Raw genomic sequence first — 15,878 nt, 5'->3', positions numbered from 1 at the left:
TCAGTCCGCCGCGGCACGGCCCTTGAGGGCAACGATCCCCTTGGGCCGGAATTGGATGAAAAGGATGATAAACAGGATCATGTAGGTTTGTGCCGCCAGGGTGTTGGACGGGTTCAGCCACTCGATCCCTTTTTGCAAGAACCCGATCAACGATGCGCCCGCCAGCGTGCCCCAGACATTGCCCACACCGCCAACGACCACGGTCATGAAGCTTTGCACGATGTAATCCGCGCCCATTTCGGACGTGACCTTGGCGTAAAGCCCGATCGCCACGCCAGCGATCCCGGCGATGCCCGAGCCCAGCCCGAAGGTCAGCATGTTGATGCGGTCGGGGTTGATCCCCATCGAGGCGGCCATGCCGGGGTTCTGGGTGACGGCACGCACCTCAAGCCCCAGGCGGGTGCGTTTGAGCACATAGAGGATCACCCCCAGAAAGATCAGCGCCAGAACAAAGATGGCAATGCGGATATAGCTGATCGCGATCACGTCATTGAACACCAATGCCCCGTCCAGCCACCCGGGCGATGTCAGCGGTCGCGCCTGCGTTCCAAAGATATTCTTGGCCAGTTGCTGTAGGGCGATGGATAATCCGAATGTGGCCAGCAACGTCTCGAGCGGGCGGTGATAGAGGTGCCGGATGACGAGCCGCTCCATCGCCACGCCAGCGCCGAACGTCACTGCGAATGCCAGTGGCAGCGCGATCAGGATCGACAGGGTGTAATCGGGTACAAACAGCTGAACGACAAAGCCGGTATAGGCCCCCATCATGATGAATTCACCATGCGCCATGTTGATCACGCCCATCACGCCAAAGGTGATCGCCAGGCCGATCGCCGCCAGGAAATAGATCGACGCGAGCGACAGCGCGTCGAGCGCGAGATCGGCCGCCTGGGAAAAAGCGACCCGCGTCTCGATGGCGTCGAGCGCGGCGCGCGCCGCGTCGGTGATACGGATGTCAGGCTCGTCATAGGCTTGGTAGAAGACATGCGACGCGAGTGCTGCGGCTTGGTCCTGGGCGGTGACAAGCGGCGGCACCTCTCCGGCCTGCGCCAAAGCCCGGTACGCGGTCATGCGGTTTTCGTCGGTGTCCAGGGTGTGGACGGCAAGCCCTCCCACGAACCCATCGACAATGTTCGAAGACAGGGCCGCGCGAATGGCATGTGCGGGGATCGGGGGCGGGGCAAGGTCGTTGGCCACCAGCTGACGATAGGCCTCGGCCTCGGTCAGATCGATGCCCGGCTGCAGAAGGCGTGCGAGATTGACATCATCAGGCAGGGTTTCGGCGACGTCCCCGGTGGTGGCGAGGATTGTGTTGAGCACCGCGCGGACGTCCACCGACAGATCCCCGGCAAGCCCGCCTATCGCGTCGATCCGCGCCTCTGGCGTCTTGCCGAAACGGGCCGCGAGCATACCGGCGAGACGGGTCTTGGTGGCCTTGAGCGCCGTGTCAGGCTCCGCTTCGATGGACATCCTGAGGGGGGTGAGCTGGCTTGCGTCCATACTGCGGGCGATGGCATCGACCGCGGCGCGGCGCTTGGTGATATCGGGATCTGAAAGCTGGAACTGCACCAAAGCATCGCCGATAGCGCGGCGCACACCGCCATTCGGGCGCGACTGGGTCAAGGCGTCACTCTCGGCCGGGCCCAGAACCTCTCCGGTCTCCAGATCGAAAAGGGTATCGTCAGCAGATCGAAAAAACCGGCCATCTGCGTCGCGCTGGACAATCTCGCGGTCGCGCCAGGCTTCCAGAAACGGGACGGCCTGCGGCAGACCGCTGGACACCAGATCGTCCAGAACCACCCCGACCGAGCGGCGGCCGGGTTTTAGAACCTCGTCTGCATGGGTTTGCAGCAGGTTCTGGAGGGATTGGGCATGCGAGGGCCCCGGCAGCGTCAGGCAAAGTGCTGCAGCCAGAAAAAGCAGGCGGATCATATGGGTAAGGGCCGTTCAATCAGGGGGAGGGATGTGCACGACGCCGCACACATCCCGATCTGTTTCAGTAGTTCGAGGTGAGCTGGATGCAGGTCTCGGTTTCGGTATTGTACATGCCGCATCCCAGCGTCTGCCAATCCGATTTCAGAACGGCGGACTCAGGCAGGAAGTCCGTCCAGGCATCGCCCGGCACCTCTTCGGTCTGGCTGATGATATCGAACTGCCCATCAGCGGTGATCTCACCGATCAACACCGGTTTGGCCAGGTGATGGTTCGGCAGCATCACGGCAGTGCCTCCGGTCAGGTTCGGAAACTCCTGGCCATACATCGCCGTGCGTACCGCATCGACGTCGGTGGTGCCAGCTTCGGTCACGGCATTCACCCACATATTGAACCCGATGTAATGCGCCTCCATCGGATCGTTGGTGACGCGGTCTTCGCCCATCTTGGCTTTCCACGCGGCAACCCAGGCGTCATTGGCCTCGGATTCGGCTGATTGGAAATAGTTCCAGGCGGCAAGGTGCCCCACCAGGTTCGATGTATCGAGACCTGACAGCTCTTCTTCACCGACCGAAAACGCAACAACGGGAATGTCATCGGCCGAGATACCGGCGGCGGCCAATTCCTTGTAAAAGCCGATATTGGCGTCGCCGTTGATGGTGGAGATCACGCCCACCTGCTTGCCATCCGCGCCCAAAGCCACGACATCGGCCACGATGGTCGCCCAGTCGGAATGGCCGAAGGGCGTATAATTGACGAAGATGTCTTCCTCGGCGATGCCATTGGACTTGAGATAGCTTTCCAGGATGTTGTTCGTCGTGCGCGGATAAACATAGTCGGTGCCCAAAAGCGCGAATTTCTCGACACCCAGCTCTTCCAGGAAATAATCCGTGGCCGGGATTGCCTGCTGATTGGGGGCAGCGCCCGTGTAAAAGACGTTTTTGGAGCTTTCTTCCCCTTCATACTGAACCGGATAAAACAGAAGCCCGTTCAATTCTTCGATAACGGGCAGCACGGATTTGCGGGACACGGATGTCCAGTTGCCAAAGATGACGTCCACGTCATGCACGGTCAGCAACTCGCGCGCTTTTTCCGCAAAAAGCGGCCAGTCGGATGCCGGATCGACCACGACCGCTTCGATCTCGCAATCCAGCACACCGCCGGCTGCGTTTTGCTCATCGATCAGCAACAGCATCGTGTCTTTGAGCGTGGTTTCGGAGATTGCCATCGTGCCGGACAGCGAATGCAGCACACCGACCTTGATCGGCGCGTCGCAGGCATATGCGCTGGCGGCGGCCAGCACACCGGCCGTTACGAGGGAAGAAAGGGGGAGGGATTTTACCATAAGAAGTGCGTTCCAATACTGCGCTGTCTTCCTCGGAAAGTGCAGCAGCTGCACTTTAAGTGTGGCTCAAGAGACATATCTGAGTCCGACAGCAGTGATGTTGTCGTCTCGCAGGGGGAGCTATCTGCCAGGATGGTCCTCTGCGGGGCGTTCGCGCCCAAAGCGGGCGATCCGAGTAGGGCCCAGGTCGCGCGGATCAACCACTTGTTTAGCGCGATAAGCGCTATCGGTCGTTGTAACGCACGCCAAATTGACTCCTTTTGGGCGAATTGCACAAAAACTGATCGCAAGGCGAAGCCAGCCGATAGGCGACAGGCTTTGGCCAGTGGGCAGCAAGGCAGCGCCGATGCCGTCGACACGTGGCCCCAGAGACCTGCGCGCACCCGATGACGAAGATAGGTGCCTGATCCTTGGGCATTCGGACATCGTTGCCATAACATGCGCCAACGGCAAACGCGGTGATATCCCAGCCCTGCAAGCAAATGCCGGATGTCCTCACTTGCCCGCAAACCTCTGCGCCTCCCGCCCTTCCGAAGAAGACGGCGGGGATCGCTGTTGCCGACCTCATATGGTCCGCCACTGTGTTCTGCCTGAGAATTGACGCAGATCAGTTTGCACCTGCGGCACCGGCTCTACGGTCGCACCAGCCAAGATATCGGGCTGCTTTGGCGATTCGATATCATGCGAAGAAGAAGAGGTGAAAATGACCTGGAAACAATGGCTTGCAGCGGTGTTTTTCGCTGCGGCGTTGGCTGTGGTTGGGTACGTCTATTGGCAGACCGTTACCGGATCGGCCTTGCCCGAGGGTATCACGCGCACCAATGGCCGGATCGAAGCCGAGCGGATTGATGTCGCAAGTAAGATGCCCGGGCGCGTGGCCGAAGTCATGGTTGCCGAGGGTCAATGGGTCAAGGCGGATGATCTTGTGGCCCGCATCGACACGGCAGAACTCCAAGCGGAGCTGCGGCAGGCACAGGCGAGGGTCGTTCAGGCCGAGCAGCAGGAAGGGCAGGCGCACGCCCTGATGCTTCAGCGCCTCTCCGAACTGGACCTTGCGAAAGTGGAGCTCTCGCGGGTCGAGAGGCTGGCGACCGATGGCTTTGCCGCGCAGGAACGGCTGGACCAGCGCCGCACAATGCTTGTCACAGCCCAAGCCGGCGTGGCCGCGGCCGAGGCCAGCATCGCGCTTGCCAGGGCATCGATCGCCGCGGCGGAGGCTTCGGTCGACCGGCTGGCCAGTCTGATTGACGACGCCACGCTGACGGCGCCACGGTCGGGGCGTGTGCAATACATCCTTGCCAAACCCGGCGAGGTCGTGGCCGCAGGTGGCCGGGTTGTGACCCTCACCGATCTGTCCGATGTCTATATGACCGTGTTCCTGCCCGCGCGGGATGCAGGGCGGCTGCCGATCGGGGCCCAGGCGCGGATCGTCCTTGACCCGATCCCGGAATATGTGATCCCCGCGACCGTCACTTTTGTGGCCAGCACCGCACAGTTCACGCCAAAATCCGTTGAGACGGATGAGGAACGCGATCAGCTGATGTTCCGGGTCAAACTGACCATCGCGCCGGACTTGCTGGCCGCGTATCAGGACCGCGCCAAAGCGGGCATTGCCGGGATCGGCTATGTCAGGGTGGATGACGCGGTGGCCTGGCCTCCGACGCTTGAGGTCAAGCTGCCGCAATGACGCGCCTGCCGGTTGCACAGGTGTCGCAGGTCACGCACCGCTACGGCGCGACGGCGGCACTCGATGACGTGACGCTCGATATTCCGGGGGGGTGTATGGCGGGGCTGATCGGGCCGGACGGCGTGGGCAAGTCGACCTTGCTGGCCTTGCTGGCTGGTGTGCGCAGATTGCAGACCGGCGACATGTCCGTTCTGGACGGCGATATCCGGGATCGCGCCCATCTGCGGGCCTGCAATCACCGCATCGCCTACATGCCGCAGGGGTTGGGCCGAAACCTCTATCCGACGCTGTCGATCTACGAGAATTTGGATTTCTTCGGCCGGCTTTTCGGTCAGCCCGCCGAGGAGCGCCGCGCCCGGATCGAGGATCTGTTGCGCGCCACCGGGCTCGATCCGTTCCCGGATCGGCCCGCAGGCAAGCTGTCGGGCGGGATGAAGCAAAAACTGTCGCTGTGCTCGGCACTGATCCATGATCCGGATCTGGTGATCCTTGATGAACCCACCACCGGTGTCGATCCGCTCTCGCGGCAGCAGTTCTGGGATCTGATCGACAAAATCCGCGCGCAACGTCCCGAGATGAGCATCATCGTCGCCACAGCCTATATGGAGGAGGCCGAGCGGTTCGACTGGCTGGCGGCCATGAACAACGGCCGCATCATCGCGACCGGTACCCCCGACGACATTCGCCGCCATGCCGGGCAGCCAACGCTGGAACAGGCGTTCATCGCGATGCTGCCAGAGGCCGAGCGACGCGGCCACAGTGAGGTCATCGTGCCGCCGCGCGACGTCTCGGATGGGCCGCCCGCCATCGAGGCACAGGGCGTGACCCGCCGGTTCGGCGATTTCACCGCCGTCGATCGGGTGGATTTCCAGATTGGACGGGGCGAGATTTTCGGATTTCTGGGCTCCAACGGCTGCGGCAAGACAACGACCATGAAGATACTGACCGGCCTGTTGCCCGCCAGCGAAGGCCGCGCGCTGCTTTTTGGCGAGCCGCTTGGCGCACGTGACAGGGACACACGCCAACGCGTTGGGTACATGTCTCAATCCTTTTCGCTCTACAGCGAGCTGACGGTGCGGGAAAACCTGAAACTGCACGCCGATCTTTACCGACTGCCTATGGAGCGCCGTGCGGCCCGCATTACCGAGATGCTGGACACGTTCGATCTGACCGAGGTCGCCGATACCCTGCCGCGCAGCCTGCCGCTGGGGATACGACAACGCTTGCAACTGGCCGTCGCGGTCATTCATTCGCCTGAGTTGCTGATCCTGGATGAGCCGACATCCGGCGTTGATCCAGTGGCGCGGGATGGGTTCTGGCACCACCTGGTCAAGCTGTCGCGCGATGATGGGGTGACGATCTTTGTGTCCACCCATTTCATGAACGAAGCCGAACGTTGCGACCGGATATCGCTGATGCATGCCGGGCGCGTTCTGGCGGTCGGCACCCCGGCAGATCTGGCCCGGGCGAAAGCTACGGATGATCTGAATGCCGCCTTTGTCAGCTATCTCAAAGACGCCGTGGCTGACCGGCCACCCGTTGCCCCGGCCCAGCCCGTTGAGGCCGTCTCGCGCCCGGTTGCCCAACATCGGGCGTTCGATCCCTTCCGCCTCTGGGCCTTTGCGCGGCGCGAGATGATGGAAATCTGGCGTGATCCGATGCGCCTGGCCTTCGCCTTGCTTGGGCCGATGATCCTGATGCTGACATTCGGCTATGGCATCTCGCTCGATGTCCAGAATCTGCGTTTTGCGGTGCTGGATCGCGACCAGAGCGCAGAAAGCCGCGCCCTGTTGGAAGGCTTTGCGGGGTCGAATTACTTCGATGAAAGACCCCCGGCACACAGTGCCAGGGAACTTCAAGCCCGCCTGCGTCGGGGCGAGTTGGCGTTGGCCATCGAAGTTCCGCCGGGTTTTGGCAGATCGCTTCTCCTGGATCAGACGCCGGAGGTTCAGGCCCTTGTGGACGGGGCCATGCCGTTCCGGGCCGAAACCATTCGCGGCTATTTGCAAGGTGTGGCGCAATCCTATTTCGCCGACCAGACCGAACGCAGTTTCGGACGCTCTGTGGCGCTGTCTCCTGTCACCGTGGAAACCCGGTTTCGTTACAATCAGGCGTTCAAAAGCGTCTTTGCGATGGTGCCTTCGGTGATCATGCTGATGCTGGTCCTGATCCCCGCGATGATGACCGCCATGGGGATCGTAAGGGAGAAGGAAACCGGCTCAATCGCCAATTTTCGCGCCACGCCTGTGACCCGCACCGAGTTTATTCTGGGCAAGCAATTGCCCTATGCCGCGATCGCTCTTGTCAGTTTCGCTACCCTGGTCGCGGCGGCCTATGGGATCTTTGGCGTGCCGATCAAGGGATCGGTTATCGCGCTGATCACGGGCACCGTGCTGTACGTGCTGGCAACCACCGGGTTCGGTGTTCTGATTTCCAGCTTCACAAAAACCCAGGTGGCAGCAACATTTGCCGCGGCCGTCCTGTCCATCATTCCTGCGGTGAATTTTTCAGGGCTCTTGGTGCCCGTTTCATCGCTGTCGGGAAGCGGACAGTTGATCGGGTTGAGCTTTCCGTCCGGCTGGTATCAGCAGATCAGTGTCGGGGCCTTCACCAAGGGGCTCGATTTCAGCACGCTCTGGCCCAACCATCTGGCCCTTGCGGGATTTGCGATCCTGTTTGTCGGCCTGTCCGTTCTCGCACTTCGCAAACAGGAGATCTGACATGCGGCAATGGATCTCGAATGTCTGGCGACTGGGATTGAAGGAACTCAGCAGCCTGCGTGCCGATCCGGTTCTGATCGTGCTGATCGTTTATGTCTTCAGTTTGGGCGTCTATTCCGTGGCGACAGGGGCAAAGCTGGAAGTTGCGAATGCCGCTGTGGCCTATGTCGATCACGACCGGTCCGCGCTGAGCGGACGCATCGTGGAGGCGATCCTGCCTCCGCAATTCCATACGCCGCAGCAGATCACGGCAGATCAGGTCGACAAGTACATGCAAAGCGGGCGCTTTGTCTTCGTGCTCGACATCCCGCCCCGGCTTGAGGCCGATGTCCTCTCGGGCCGTGGTGCCGAAATCCTGCTGAATGTCGATGCCACCGCCATGTCGACCGCCGGGAACGGCGCGGTCTTTCTTCAGCAGATCATCAACACCGAAGTCGCAAGGTTCGTTGCCAGACAGGATGAAGCCTCCACCCTTCCCATCGCTCTGACGGTTCGGGCCATGTTCAACCCGAACCTTGAATCGGTGTGGTTCTCGTCGATCATGCAGGTGATCAACAACATCACCATCCTGTCGATCCTTCTGACCGGCGCTGCTTTGATCCGTGAACGCGAACACGGCACGATCGAGCATTTGCTGGTCATGCCGGTCACGCCGTCCGAGATCATGGCGGCCAAGATCTGGGCCAACGGGCTTGCGGTTGTGGTGGCCGCCATGCTGTCGCTCTGGCTGGTGGTGCAGATAATGCTGGGCGTGCCGGTGGCCGGATCGGTGCCGCTCTTTATCTTCGGTACGCTGATCTATCTGGTGTCGGTGACCGGGTTGGGCATTTTGCTGGCGACCTTCACCACGTCGATGCCGCAGTTCGGGCTGCTGGCCATCCCGGTGCTGATCATCATGATCCTTCTGTCGGGCAGCACCACACCCATGGAAAACATGCCGGAATGGTTGCAATTCGCCATGCAGGCAGCGCCCTCCACCCATTTTGTGTCGTTCTCGCAGGCGATCCTGTACCGAGATGCCGGGTTGGGGACAGTGTGGCCCGACATGCTACAGATGGCGGGACTGAGTGCTGCGTTTTTCATCATCGCGCTCAGGCGTTTTCGGCTGACAATGGCCGGCGCACACTAAGGTGCCGCAGACGGCAAGTCTTACCCATACGGTAAGCCATACTCGGATGTCCGCCTTCACTTGGAGCCGAAGGTGTCAATCGGCGAAAAGCGCGATATGTTTCAAACTCTAGGACGAAACCCAAGCCATGATGAGAAAAGTGGCGGAGAGACAGGGATTCGAACCCTGGGTAGGCTTGCACCCACAACGGTTTTCGAGACCGCCCCGTTCGACCACTCCGGCACCTCTCCGCGGGGGTCTGGAGATTGCGTTTACTGCGTCTGCCCAAGGCTGGCAAGGCAAGTTTTTGCCCAGGATGACATTCGCGTGAATTTCATTGTCTGCACCGCCAAAACGGGTCACCTTCACTGTCATGACCCATATCGTCCCGCCCCGCTCTGTTCATTTGTTGCTGCCCGGTCTGATGCTGGCGCTGCTGATCCTGGTGACCTCGTTTGCCCCGGTGCGGGCGGCCGACCGGGACAGGCTCGAAGCCTTCCTGGAGGTGACGGGGTTTGATGTGGCGCTGGAAAGCATCAAGCTTTCGGCCGGGGCCGCGCCGGGGATGCTGGGGGTCGATCCCGGCATCTTCGGGTCGGAATGGACCCGGATGAGCGCCGAGGTTTTCGATGTGCCAACCATGCATGATATGGCTCTCGATATCCTGTCGGAGACGCTGAGTGACCCGCTTTTGGCCCATGCGGCTGAGTTCTATGCAAGCGATCTGGGCCAGCGGCTTGTCGCGGTCGAGAATGCCTCGCATCTTTTTGAGGACGACGATGCCAAGTCAGAGCGGGGCCGGACCCTGATTGGGCAAATGGTGCAGGAGGGCGATCCGCGGCTTGAGCTTCTCAACCGCATGAATGCGGCCGTCAGTTCGGATGATGCCGGGTTGCGCGCGGTGCAGGAGATCCAGTTCCGGTTCCTGATCGCGGCCAGTGCGGCGGGTATTCTGGAGCTGCGGATGGATCCGCAAGATCTGCGCGAGATGCTGGCCCAGGACGCACCGCGCATGCGTCAGGCGATCCGCGAATCCGCGTTGGCAGGGGCGGCGTTCACCTATGAGACGGTATCGGATACCGATCTGGAGGCCTATGCCCAGGCGCTCGAACATCCACAGATGCAGGAGGTCTATGTTTTGATGAATGCCGTGCAATACGAGGTGATGGCCAACCGGTTCGAGGTGCTGGCCGCCCGGATGAAGGATCTGCAACCGGGCCAAGAGCTGTGACCGGGTTGCACCGGACCGCCATGGCGCCCGTGCTGTGGCTGGTAATGACCCTGACACTGGCGTTGCCAAGCTGGGCCGGATCGACCGCCGCCGATCTGTCACGGACGCTCAAGCTCGATGAGATCGTGGGGATCCTTCATGCGGAAGGGATGGACTACGCAGCCAGTATCGAGCGCGATATGCTGCCCGGGCGCGGTGGTCAGCTTTGGGATCGGACGGTTGAGCGCCTTTACGATCAGGGAACGATGCGCACGGGGCTGGAAGCCGCACTGGCGCGCGATATGGAACACGAGCAGATCGCGGCAGCGGAAGCCTTTTTCGGGACCGAACAGGGCCAGTCGATCCTCACCCTTGAGAACGCCGCGCGGGCGGCCATGGCGGACAGCGATATCGAGGAGGTTGCGCGCGCCGCCTATGCAGACGCACGCGAGGCGGGGGACGACCGGATCGAGATGATTGACCGTTTTGTGTCGGCCAATGATCTGGTGGAACGCAATGTGGCCGGCGCGCTGAGCTCGAATTTCCAATTCTTTCGCGGGCTGGTGGATGGCGGCGCCATGACGATGAGCGAACAGGACATCATCGCCGATGTCTGGTCACAGGAGACCGAGATCCGCACCGATACCGAAGAATGGCTTTATGCTTTTTTGATGATGGCCTATCAGCCGCTCAGCGATGATACGATGCAGGCCTATATCGCGTTTTCCGAAACCTCTGCGGGACGGGCGTTGAACGGGGCGCTCTTTGACGGGTTCGAGGCGGTCTACCGCGACATCTCGTATGGTCTGGGTCTGGCGGCCGCACAGGCGATGCTCAGCAGCGATCTCTGAGGCCGGATCAGGGCCCCGAAAAACCGGCGAAACCCTGTTGACTTGGCCCGGCTTTGCGGGGATAAGCCAGCGTCCCGGCCGGGGTTTCCCTCGTGCCGGGTCTTATCGTCATACCGCCCCGACGGGGGCGCGCTGTTCGCGGTGGCATCGGCCAAAAACGCCCTTACGGGGACCACAGGACGCGGCAATTGAAAAAGGAAGAGACCCATGTTCGCGGTCATGAAGACAGGCGGCAAGCAATACAAGGTTCAGGCGGGCGATACGTTGCGCGTCGAGAAGCTGGCTGCCGATGCAGGAGAAACCATTCAGTTCAACGATGTGCTGATGCTGGGCGGGGACAGCCCCGTTGTCGGCGCACCTATGGTTGACGGGGCCGGTGTGCAGGCCGAAGTGATCGACCAGATCAAGGGTGAGAAGCTCATCCATTTCGTGCGCCGCCGCCGCAAGCATTCGTCCAAGCGCACCAAGGGACACCGTCAGCAGCTGACCCTGGTCAAGATCACCGAGATCCTGGCGTCGGGCGCCGATACATCCGGTGTGAAAGCCGCGGTTGGCGCGGGATCGGTCAGCGCGGCTGCTGTAACCGCTGCCGCACCTTCAAAGGCAGCGGCCCCCAAGGCGGACGCTGCCAATGAGGTGTCGGCCGGTGCGGACGATCTCAAACAGCTTTCCGGTGTTGGTCCGGCACTTGAGAAAAAACTCATTGAGGGCGGCGTGACTTCGTTTGCCCAGATTGCGGCCTGGACCGAAGAGGATGTCGCCGCGTTCGACGAAAAGCTGAACTTCAAGGGCCGGATCGAGCGTGAAGGCTGGATCGAACAGGCCAAAGAACTGGCAAAAGGCTAAGGAGAGACACCAATGGCACATAAAAAAGCAGGCGGTTCATCCAGAAACGGTCGCGATTCCGCGGGCCGCCGCCTTGGCGTGAAACTCTATGGTGGCCAGGCGGCCATCCCCGGCAATATCATCGTGCGCCAGCGCGGCACCAAGTTCTGGCCGGGCGAGGGCGTGGGCATGGGCAAGGATCATACCATCTTTGCGACCGCCGACGGTGCTGTGAAGTTTCACAAGGGCCTCAAGGGCCGCACCTTTATTTCGGTCCTGCCAGTGGCGGAGGCCGCCGAGTAAAAGCCCGACCGAAAAGGTTTAGACATCTTGGGGGATCGGCGCGGGCCGGTCCCCTTTTTCGTTTCCCGAGTGGTCCCTCCTATGAGACAGACCCTGACAACCCAACGCCTGACCCTGCGGCCGTTCGTGATGGACGATGCCGACGATCTGGTGCGGCTGATTGGCAACCTGAACGTCTCGAAATGGCTGACGATCGTGCCGCATCCCTACACCATGGCCGATGCAGGGTTCTTTATAACCAGCCTTGCATCCCAAGGCGCGACCTATGCCGTTTGCCGCGACGGGGCGCTGATTGGCTGTGTCGCGATCGCAGACCAGTTGGGGTATTGGTATGCCGAGCCGCATTGGGGGCAGGGCTTTGCGACCGAGGCGGCATCTGCCGTTGTGGCAGAGTATTTTATGGGCCCCTCTCAAGATCTGACATCCGGCTACCATCTGGGAAACGCAGGTTCTAGGCATGTCCTCGAAAAGCTGGGATTTGTGCCTACTGACCTCCGAAATGCGTATTCCAAGGCCCAACATCGTGAGGTCCTGCTTCAGGATATGGTACTGACCCGCACCCGGTGGGAGGGCCTGCAATGAGTGTCGCGCTGTCATCCTTTGCAGTTTTCGCGATCAGCCAGGTGGGCACGCCCGGGCCTGCCAATATGGCCATGATGGCCACCGGTGCACGGTTCGGGTTTCGCGCGGCCCTGCCGTTCGTGGCCGGGGTCGCGTTGGGCAAACAGCTGATCATCTGGCCGATGGGCTTTGGCCTGATGGAACTGGCCGAGCGCTATCCGGGTGTCTTTGTCGCGCTCAAATGGGCCTCTGCCGCCTATATCCTGTGGCTGGCCTGGCGGGTTGCACATCTGCGCCTGGGAACGCCCGATGCCGAGGCGCGCGTGCCTGGATTTCTGGCCGGGCTGATCGTGCACCCGCTCAACCCCAAGGCCTGGGCGATGATTACCGCCGGATTTACCGGATTTGTCGGGCCCGGGACTGGCGTCCTTCAGGCAACGGCAACCATTGCGGCGGTATTGCTCGCCTGTCAGGTGGTGCTGCATCCGATTTGGACCTTTGCGGGCGATCGGATCGCGGCGACGGTTGCAGGGCGGCCCGCGGAACAATACCTGATGTGGACACTCGCCGCGCTGACGGCGGCGTCCGTTCTCTATGTGCTTATCGGAGGAGGGGGAGCGCAATGAAATTGGATTACATCGTGGACCAACCCACAATCACGACCGAACGGTTCGACTTGCGCCCATTGCGCCGGTCCGATCTGGGCCTGATCGAACTTTACGCCGGGGATGAGCGCGTGGCGCGCATGACGACATCGATCCCGCATCCCATTCCACCCGGGATGGCGGAGGCGTTTATCTCCCGCGCCATGGCGGAGGCCCGCGAGGAGGATGTGTGGGCCATGGATGCCAGCAAATCCGGCGGCGCCGAGCTGATGGGCGTGATCAGTCTGGAGCGCATGGATCGCAATCAATCCGAGGTTGGTTATTGGGTGGCACCGCCCGCCTGGAACACCGGCCTTGCATCCGAGGCGGTCGAGGCGCTGGTGCAAGCCAACCCCCTGAACAACAGCACGATGTTCGGCAGCGTCTTTCAGGACAACCCGGCCTCGGCCCGGGTGTTGACCCATTGCGGATTTGAATATCTGGGCGATGCCGAGAGTTTTTGCGTGGCCCGCGATGCCACCGTGCCCACATGGACCTACAGCCGAAAACTGTGATTGTGAGGCGCCGGGCTGTCCGATAGGAGGGGGCCATGAAATTTCTTGATCTGGCCAAGGTCTATATTCGGTCCGGTGCGGGCGGGTCGGGGTGCATCAGCTTCCGGCGCGAGAAGTATATCGAATATGGCGGCCCCGATGGCGGCGATGGCGGCGGCGGCGGGTCGGTTCGCGCGGTGGCCGTTGATGGCCTCAACACGCTGATCGATTTCCGCTATCAGCAGCATTTCTTTGCCAAGAACGGCCAACCCGGCATGGGCAAGCAACGCACTGGCAAGGATGGCGACGACATTGTGCTGCGGGTGCCGGAAGGCACTGAAATCCTGGACGAGGATCAGGAGACGGTCATTGCCGATCTGGCAACCGTGGGCGATGAGGTCGAACTGGCGCGCGGCGGCAATGGCGGCTGGGGCAACCTGCATTTCAAGACCTCCACCAATCAGGCGCCGCGCCGGGCCAATCCGGGCCAGCCGGGGGTGGAGCGCACGCTCTGGCTCCGGCTCAAGCTGATTGCGGATGCGGGGCTTCTGGGCATGCCCAATGCGGGCAAATCGACCTTCCTCGCCGCCACCTCGAACGCGCGGCCCAAGATTGCCGATTACCCGTTTACCACGTTGCATCCCAATCTGGGGGTCGTGGGCGTCGATGATGTGGAATTCGTGGTGGCTGACATTCCCGGCCTGATCGCCGGGGCGCATGAGGGCAGGGGGATCGGCGACCGGTTTCTGGGTCATGTCGAACGCTGCGCGGTGCTGTTGCATCTGGTCGACGGAACCTCCCAGACGATCGTAGACGATTATCATACGATTCTTCACGAGCTTGAGGCCTATGGCGGTCATCTGGCCGACAAGCCACGTATCACCGCGCTCAACAAGATCGACGCGCTGGATGAGGATGAACGCGCAGAGGCCAAGGCCGAGCTTGAGGCCGCGTCGGGCGGGCCGGTTATGATGATGTCTGGTGTCTCCCGCGAGGGGCTGACAGAGGTTCTGCGCGCGCTCCGCTCCGAGATTGACGAAGACCGCCTGCGCCTCAAGTCGGGCGATGAGGCAGAGCCATGGCATCCCTGAAAGACGCCCGCCGCGTCGTGGTCAAGATCGGCTCGGCCCTTTTGGTCGATGGCGCGACTGGTGCGCTGCGCGAGGATTGGCTGCGGTCCCTGGCCCAGGATGTGGCCGATCTCAAGGCGCGCGGCACGGATATGATCCTGGTGTCCTCGGGGTCCATCGCGCTGGGGCGCGGTGTGCTGCGCCTTGGCCGGACCGATCTCGCACTTGAACAATCCCAGGCCGCCGCCGCTGTTGGCCAGATCCGCCTCGCGCGCGCCTATGAGGAGGCGCTGGCGCCGCACGGTCTCTTGACCGCACAGATCCTTGTCACGCTTGAGGACAGCCGCGACAGGCGCCGCTATCTGAATTCCCGCGCTACGATGGGGACGCTGTTGGGCCTGGGCGCCATTCCCATCGTGAACGAAAACGACACCGTGGCCACGGACGAGATCCGCTATGGCGACAATGACCGGTTGGCGGCCCAGGTCGCGGTCACCGTGGGGGCGGATCAGTTGATCCTGTTGTCGGATGTCGACGGGTTTTACACCGCCAACCCTGCACTGGATCTCAACGCCACCCGCTTTGACACCATTGACGAGATCACCCCAAGGATCGAAGAGATGGCCGGTGACGCGGGTTCGGGCCTCTCGAAAGGGGGCATGAAGACCAAGCTGTTGGCCGCCAAGACGGCTGTGGCGGCGGGGTGCGCCATGGCGATCACCGAAGGGTCGCGAGCCAACCCCTTGCGCGCGCTTGAGAACGGCGCGCCCGCCACGTGGTTCACACCGCAGCTTGATCCGCAGGCCGCGCGCAAACGCTGGATCGCGGCGATGAAACCGTCCGGCGAGATTACCATCGACCCGGGCGCCGCGCGCGCGCTGAAATCCGGCAAGAGCCTGCTTCCCGCGGGGATCCACGCGGTGTCAGGCCAGTTCGGGCGCGGCGATCCCGTCGCCATTCTGGACGTGGACAATCGCACCCTGGGTCAAGGCCTGTCCCGCTACACCGCCCAGGAGGCGCGCGCCATTCAGGGGTGCCAATCGGCGGATATCGAGGGCATTCTGGGCTATCCGGGCCGTGCCGCTTTGATCCATCGCGATGATATGGCACTCTGACCGCATCTTCTTC

14 protein-coding genes and 1 tRNA gene are annotated in these 15,878 nt (G+C 61.8%); 12 read left to right on the top strand and 3 right to left on the bottom strand.

Annotation, left to right across the window (positions count from 1 at the left end):
* Together urtB and urtA are read right to left on the bottom strand one after the other, a co-directional pair.
* Positions 1-1,932: an urea ABC transporter permease subunit UrtB gene (gene urtB / locus HEP69_RS01715; protein ID WP_290556784.1), complete on the bottom strand. Its 1,932-nt coding sequence runs from the start codon at positions 1,930-1,932 to the stop codon at positions 1-3.
* 64 nt (positions 1,933-1,996) lie between these two features.
* On the bottom strand, positions 1,997-3,277 hold the full coding sequence (gene urtA, locus HEP69_RS01710; RefSeq protein WP_290556783.1) for an urea ABC transporter substrate-binding protein: 1,281 nt from the start codon (positions 3,275-3,277) through the stop codon (positions 1,997-1,999).
* A gap of 703 nt (positions 3,278-3,980) precedes the next feature.
* Here urtA and HEP69_RS01705 point away from each other — a divergent pair.
* From HEP69_RS01705 to HEP69_RS01695, 3 genes are read left to right on the top strand one after another with little or no spacing between them, the layout of a single operon-like run.
* Positions 3,981-4,964, top strand: a complete 984-nt coding sequence (locus HEP69_RS01705) for an HlyD family efflux transporter periplasmic adaptor subunit (RefSeq protein ID WP_290556782.1) — start codon at positions 3,981-3,983, stop codon at positions 4,962-4,964.
* Complete coding sequence (gene rbbA, locus HEP69_RS01700; protein ID WP_290556781.1) at positions 4,961-7,684, top strand: ribosome-associated ATPase/putative transporter RbbA; 2,724 nt, start codon at positions 4,961-4,963, stop codon at positions 7,682-7,684. Before HEP69_RS01705 ends, rbbA begins: the two co-directional genes overlap by 4 nt.
* A gap of 1 nt (position 7,685) precedes the next feature.
* Positions 7,686-8,813, top strand: coding sequence for an ABC transporter permease (locus tag HEP69_RS01695; protein WP_290556780.1), 1,128 nt, complete (start codon positions 7,686-7,688; stop codon positions 8,811-8,813).
* Between the two features lie 140 nt (positions 8,814-8,953).
* Here HEP69_RS01695 and HEP69_RS01690 read toward each other — a convergent pair.
* A tRNA-Ser gene (locus tag HEP69_RS01690) sits at positions 8,954-9,043 on the bottom strand.
* Positions 9,044-9,165: 122 nt separating this feature from the next.
* On the opposite strand from HEP69_RS01690, the gene HEP69_RS01685 reads away from it, so the two are divergent.
* The 9 genes from HEP69_RS01685 (at position 9,166) to proB (ending at position 15,865) form a co-directional block, all read left to right on the top strand.
* Positions 9,166-10,023 carry a DUF2059 domain-containing protein gene (locus HEP69_RS01685; protein WP_290556779.1) on the top strand — a complete coding sequence of 286 codons (858 nt, stop codon included), beginning with the start codon at positions 9,166-9,168 and terminating at the stop codon, positions 10,021-10,023.
* Complete coding sequence (locus tag HEP69_RS01680; RefSeq protein WP_290556778.1) at positions 10,020-10,853, top strand: DUF2059 domain-containing protein; 834 nt, start codon at positions 10,020-10,022, stop codon at positions 10,851-10,853. The genes HEP69_RS01685 and HEP69_RS01680 overlap by 4 nt, the downstream gene beginning before the upstream one ends.
* A 207-nt stretch (positions 10,854-11,060) precedes the next feature.
* Positions 11,061-11,699, top strand: a complete 639-nt coding sequence (locus tag HEP69_RS01675) for a 50S ribosomal protein L21 (RefSeq protein ID WP_290556777.1) — start codon at positions 11,061-11,063, stop codon at positions 11,697-11,699.
* A gap of 12 nt (positions 11,700-11,711) precedes the next feature.
* Positions 11,712-11,981, top strand: a complete 270-nt coding sequence (rpmA, locus tag HEP69_RS01670; protein ID WP_290556776.1) for a 50S ribosomal protein L27 — start codon at positions 11,712-11,714, stop codon at positions 11,979-11,981.
* An 81-nt stretch (positions 11,982-12,062) separates the two neighbouring features.
* Positions 12,063-12,563, top strand: a complete 501-nt coding sequence (locus HEP69_RS01665) for a GNAT family N-acetyltransferase (RefSeq protein WP_290556775.1) — start codon at positions 12,063-12,065, stop codon at positions 12,561-12,563.
* Positions 12,560-13,168 carry a LysE family translocator gene (locus HEP69_RS01660; RefSeq protein ID WP_290556774.1) on the top strand — a complete coding sequence of 203 codons (609 nt, stop codon included), beginning with the start codon at positions 12,560-12,562 and terminating at the stop codon, positions 13,166-13,168. Before HEP69_RS01665 ends, HEP69_RS01660 begins: the two co-directional genes overlap by 4 nt.
* A complete protein-coding gene (locus HEP69_RS01655) occupies positions 13,165-13,701 on the top strand; it encodes a GNAT family N-acetyltransferase (protein WP_290556773.1) in 537 nt (178 codons plus the stop codon). The genes HEP69_RS01660 and HEP69_RS01655 overlap by 4 nt, the downstream gene beginning before the upstream one ends.
* A gap of 35 nt (positions 13,702-13,736) precedes the next feature.
* Entirely contained in the window at positions 13,737-14,771 is a 1,035-nt protein-coding gene (obgE, locus tag HEP69_RS01650) for a GTPase ObgE (RefSeq protein ID WP_290556772.1), read from the top strand.
* Positions 14,759-15,865: a glutamate 5-kinase gene (gene proB, locus HEP69_RS01645; RefSeq protein WP_290556771.1), complete on the top strand. Its 1,107-nt coding sequence runs from the start codon at positions 14,759-14,761 to the stop codon at positions 15,863-15,865. The genes obgE and proB overlap by 13 nt, the downstream gene beginning before the upstream one ends.
* Positions 15,866-15,878: the final 13 nt, after the last annotated feature.

The sequence above is a fragment of the Aestuariivita sp. genome, assembly GCF_021404545.1.
In the GTDB taxonomy this organism is placed as follows: Bacteria; Pseudomonadota; Alphaproteobacteria; order Rhodobacterales; family Rhodobacteraceae; genus Aestuariivita.
The sequence above is the reverse complement of the archived record's forward strand: the minus strand, read 5'-3'. Positions and strand labels throughout refer to the sequence as shown.

Excerpts from the sequence above, each read along its gene's own strand:
- obgE (WP_290556772.1), top strand. The coding sequence starts at position 13,737 with ATGAAATTTCTTGATCTGGCCAAGGTCTATATTCGGTCCGGTGCGGGC.
- HEP69_RS01705 (WP_290556782.1), top strand. The coding sequence starts at position 3,981 with ATGACCTGGAAACAATGGCTTGCAGCGGTGTTTTTCGCTGCGGCGTTG.
- rbbA (WP_290556781.1), top strand. The coding sequence starts at position 4,961 with ATGACGCGCCTGCCGGTTGCACAGGTGTCGCAGGTCACGCACCGCTAC.
- proB (WP_290556771.1), top strand. The coding sequence starts at position 14,759 with ATGGCATCCCTGAAAGACGCCCGCCGCGTCGTGGTCAAGATCGGCTCG.
- rpmA (WP_290556776.1), top strand. The coding sequence starts at position 11,712 with ATGGCACATAAAAAAGCAGGCGGTTCATCCAGAAACGGTCGCGATTCC.
- HEP69_RS01655 (WP_290556773.1), top strand. The coding sequence starts at position 13,165 with ATGAAATTGGATTACATCGTGGACCAACCCACAATCACGACCGAACGG.
- HEP69_RS01665 (WP_290556775.1), top strand. The coding sequence starts at position 12,063 with ATGAGACAGACCCTGACAACCCAACGCCTGACCCTGCGGCCGTTCGTG.
- HEP69_RS01675 (WP_290556777.1), top strand. The coding sequence starts at position 11,061 with ATGTTCGCGGTCATGAAGACAGGCGGCAAGCAATACAAGGTTCAGGCG.
- HEP69_RS01695 (WP_290556780.1), top strand. The coding sequence starts at position 7,686 with ATGCGGCAATGGATCTCGAATGTCTGGCGACTGGGATTGAAGGAACTC.
- urtB (WP_290556784.1), bottom strand. The coding sequence starts at position 1,932 with ATGATCCGCCTGCTTTTTCTGGCTGCAGCACTTTGCCTGACGCTGCCG.
- HEP69_RS01660 (WP_290556774.1), top strand. The coding sequence starts at position 12,560 with ATGAGTGTCGCGCTGTCATCCTTTGCAGTTTTCGCGATCAGCCAGGTG.
- HEP69_RS01685 (WP_290556779.1), top strand. The coding sequence starts at position 9,166 with ATGACCCATATCGTCCCGCCCCGCTCTGTTCATTTGTTGCTGCCCGGT.
- urtA (WP_290556783.1), bottom strand. The coding sequence starts at position 3,277 with ATGGTAAAATCCCTCCCCCTTTCTTCCCTCGTAACGGCCGGTGTGCTG.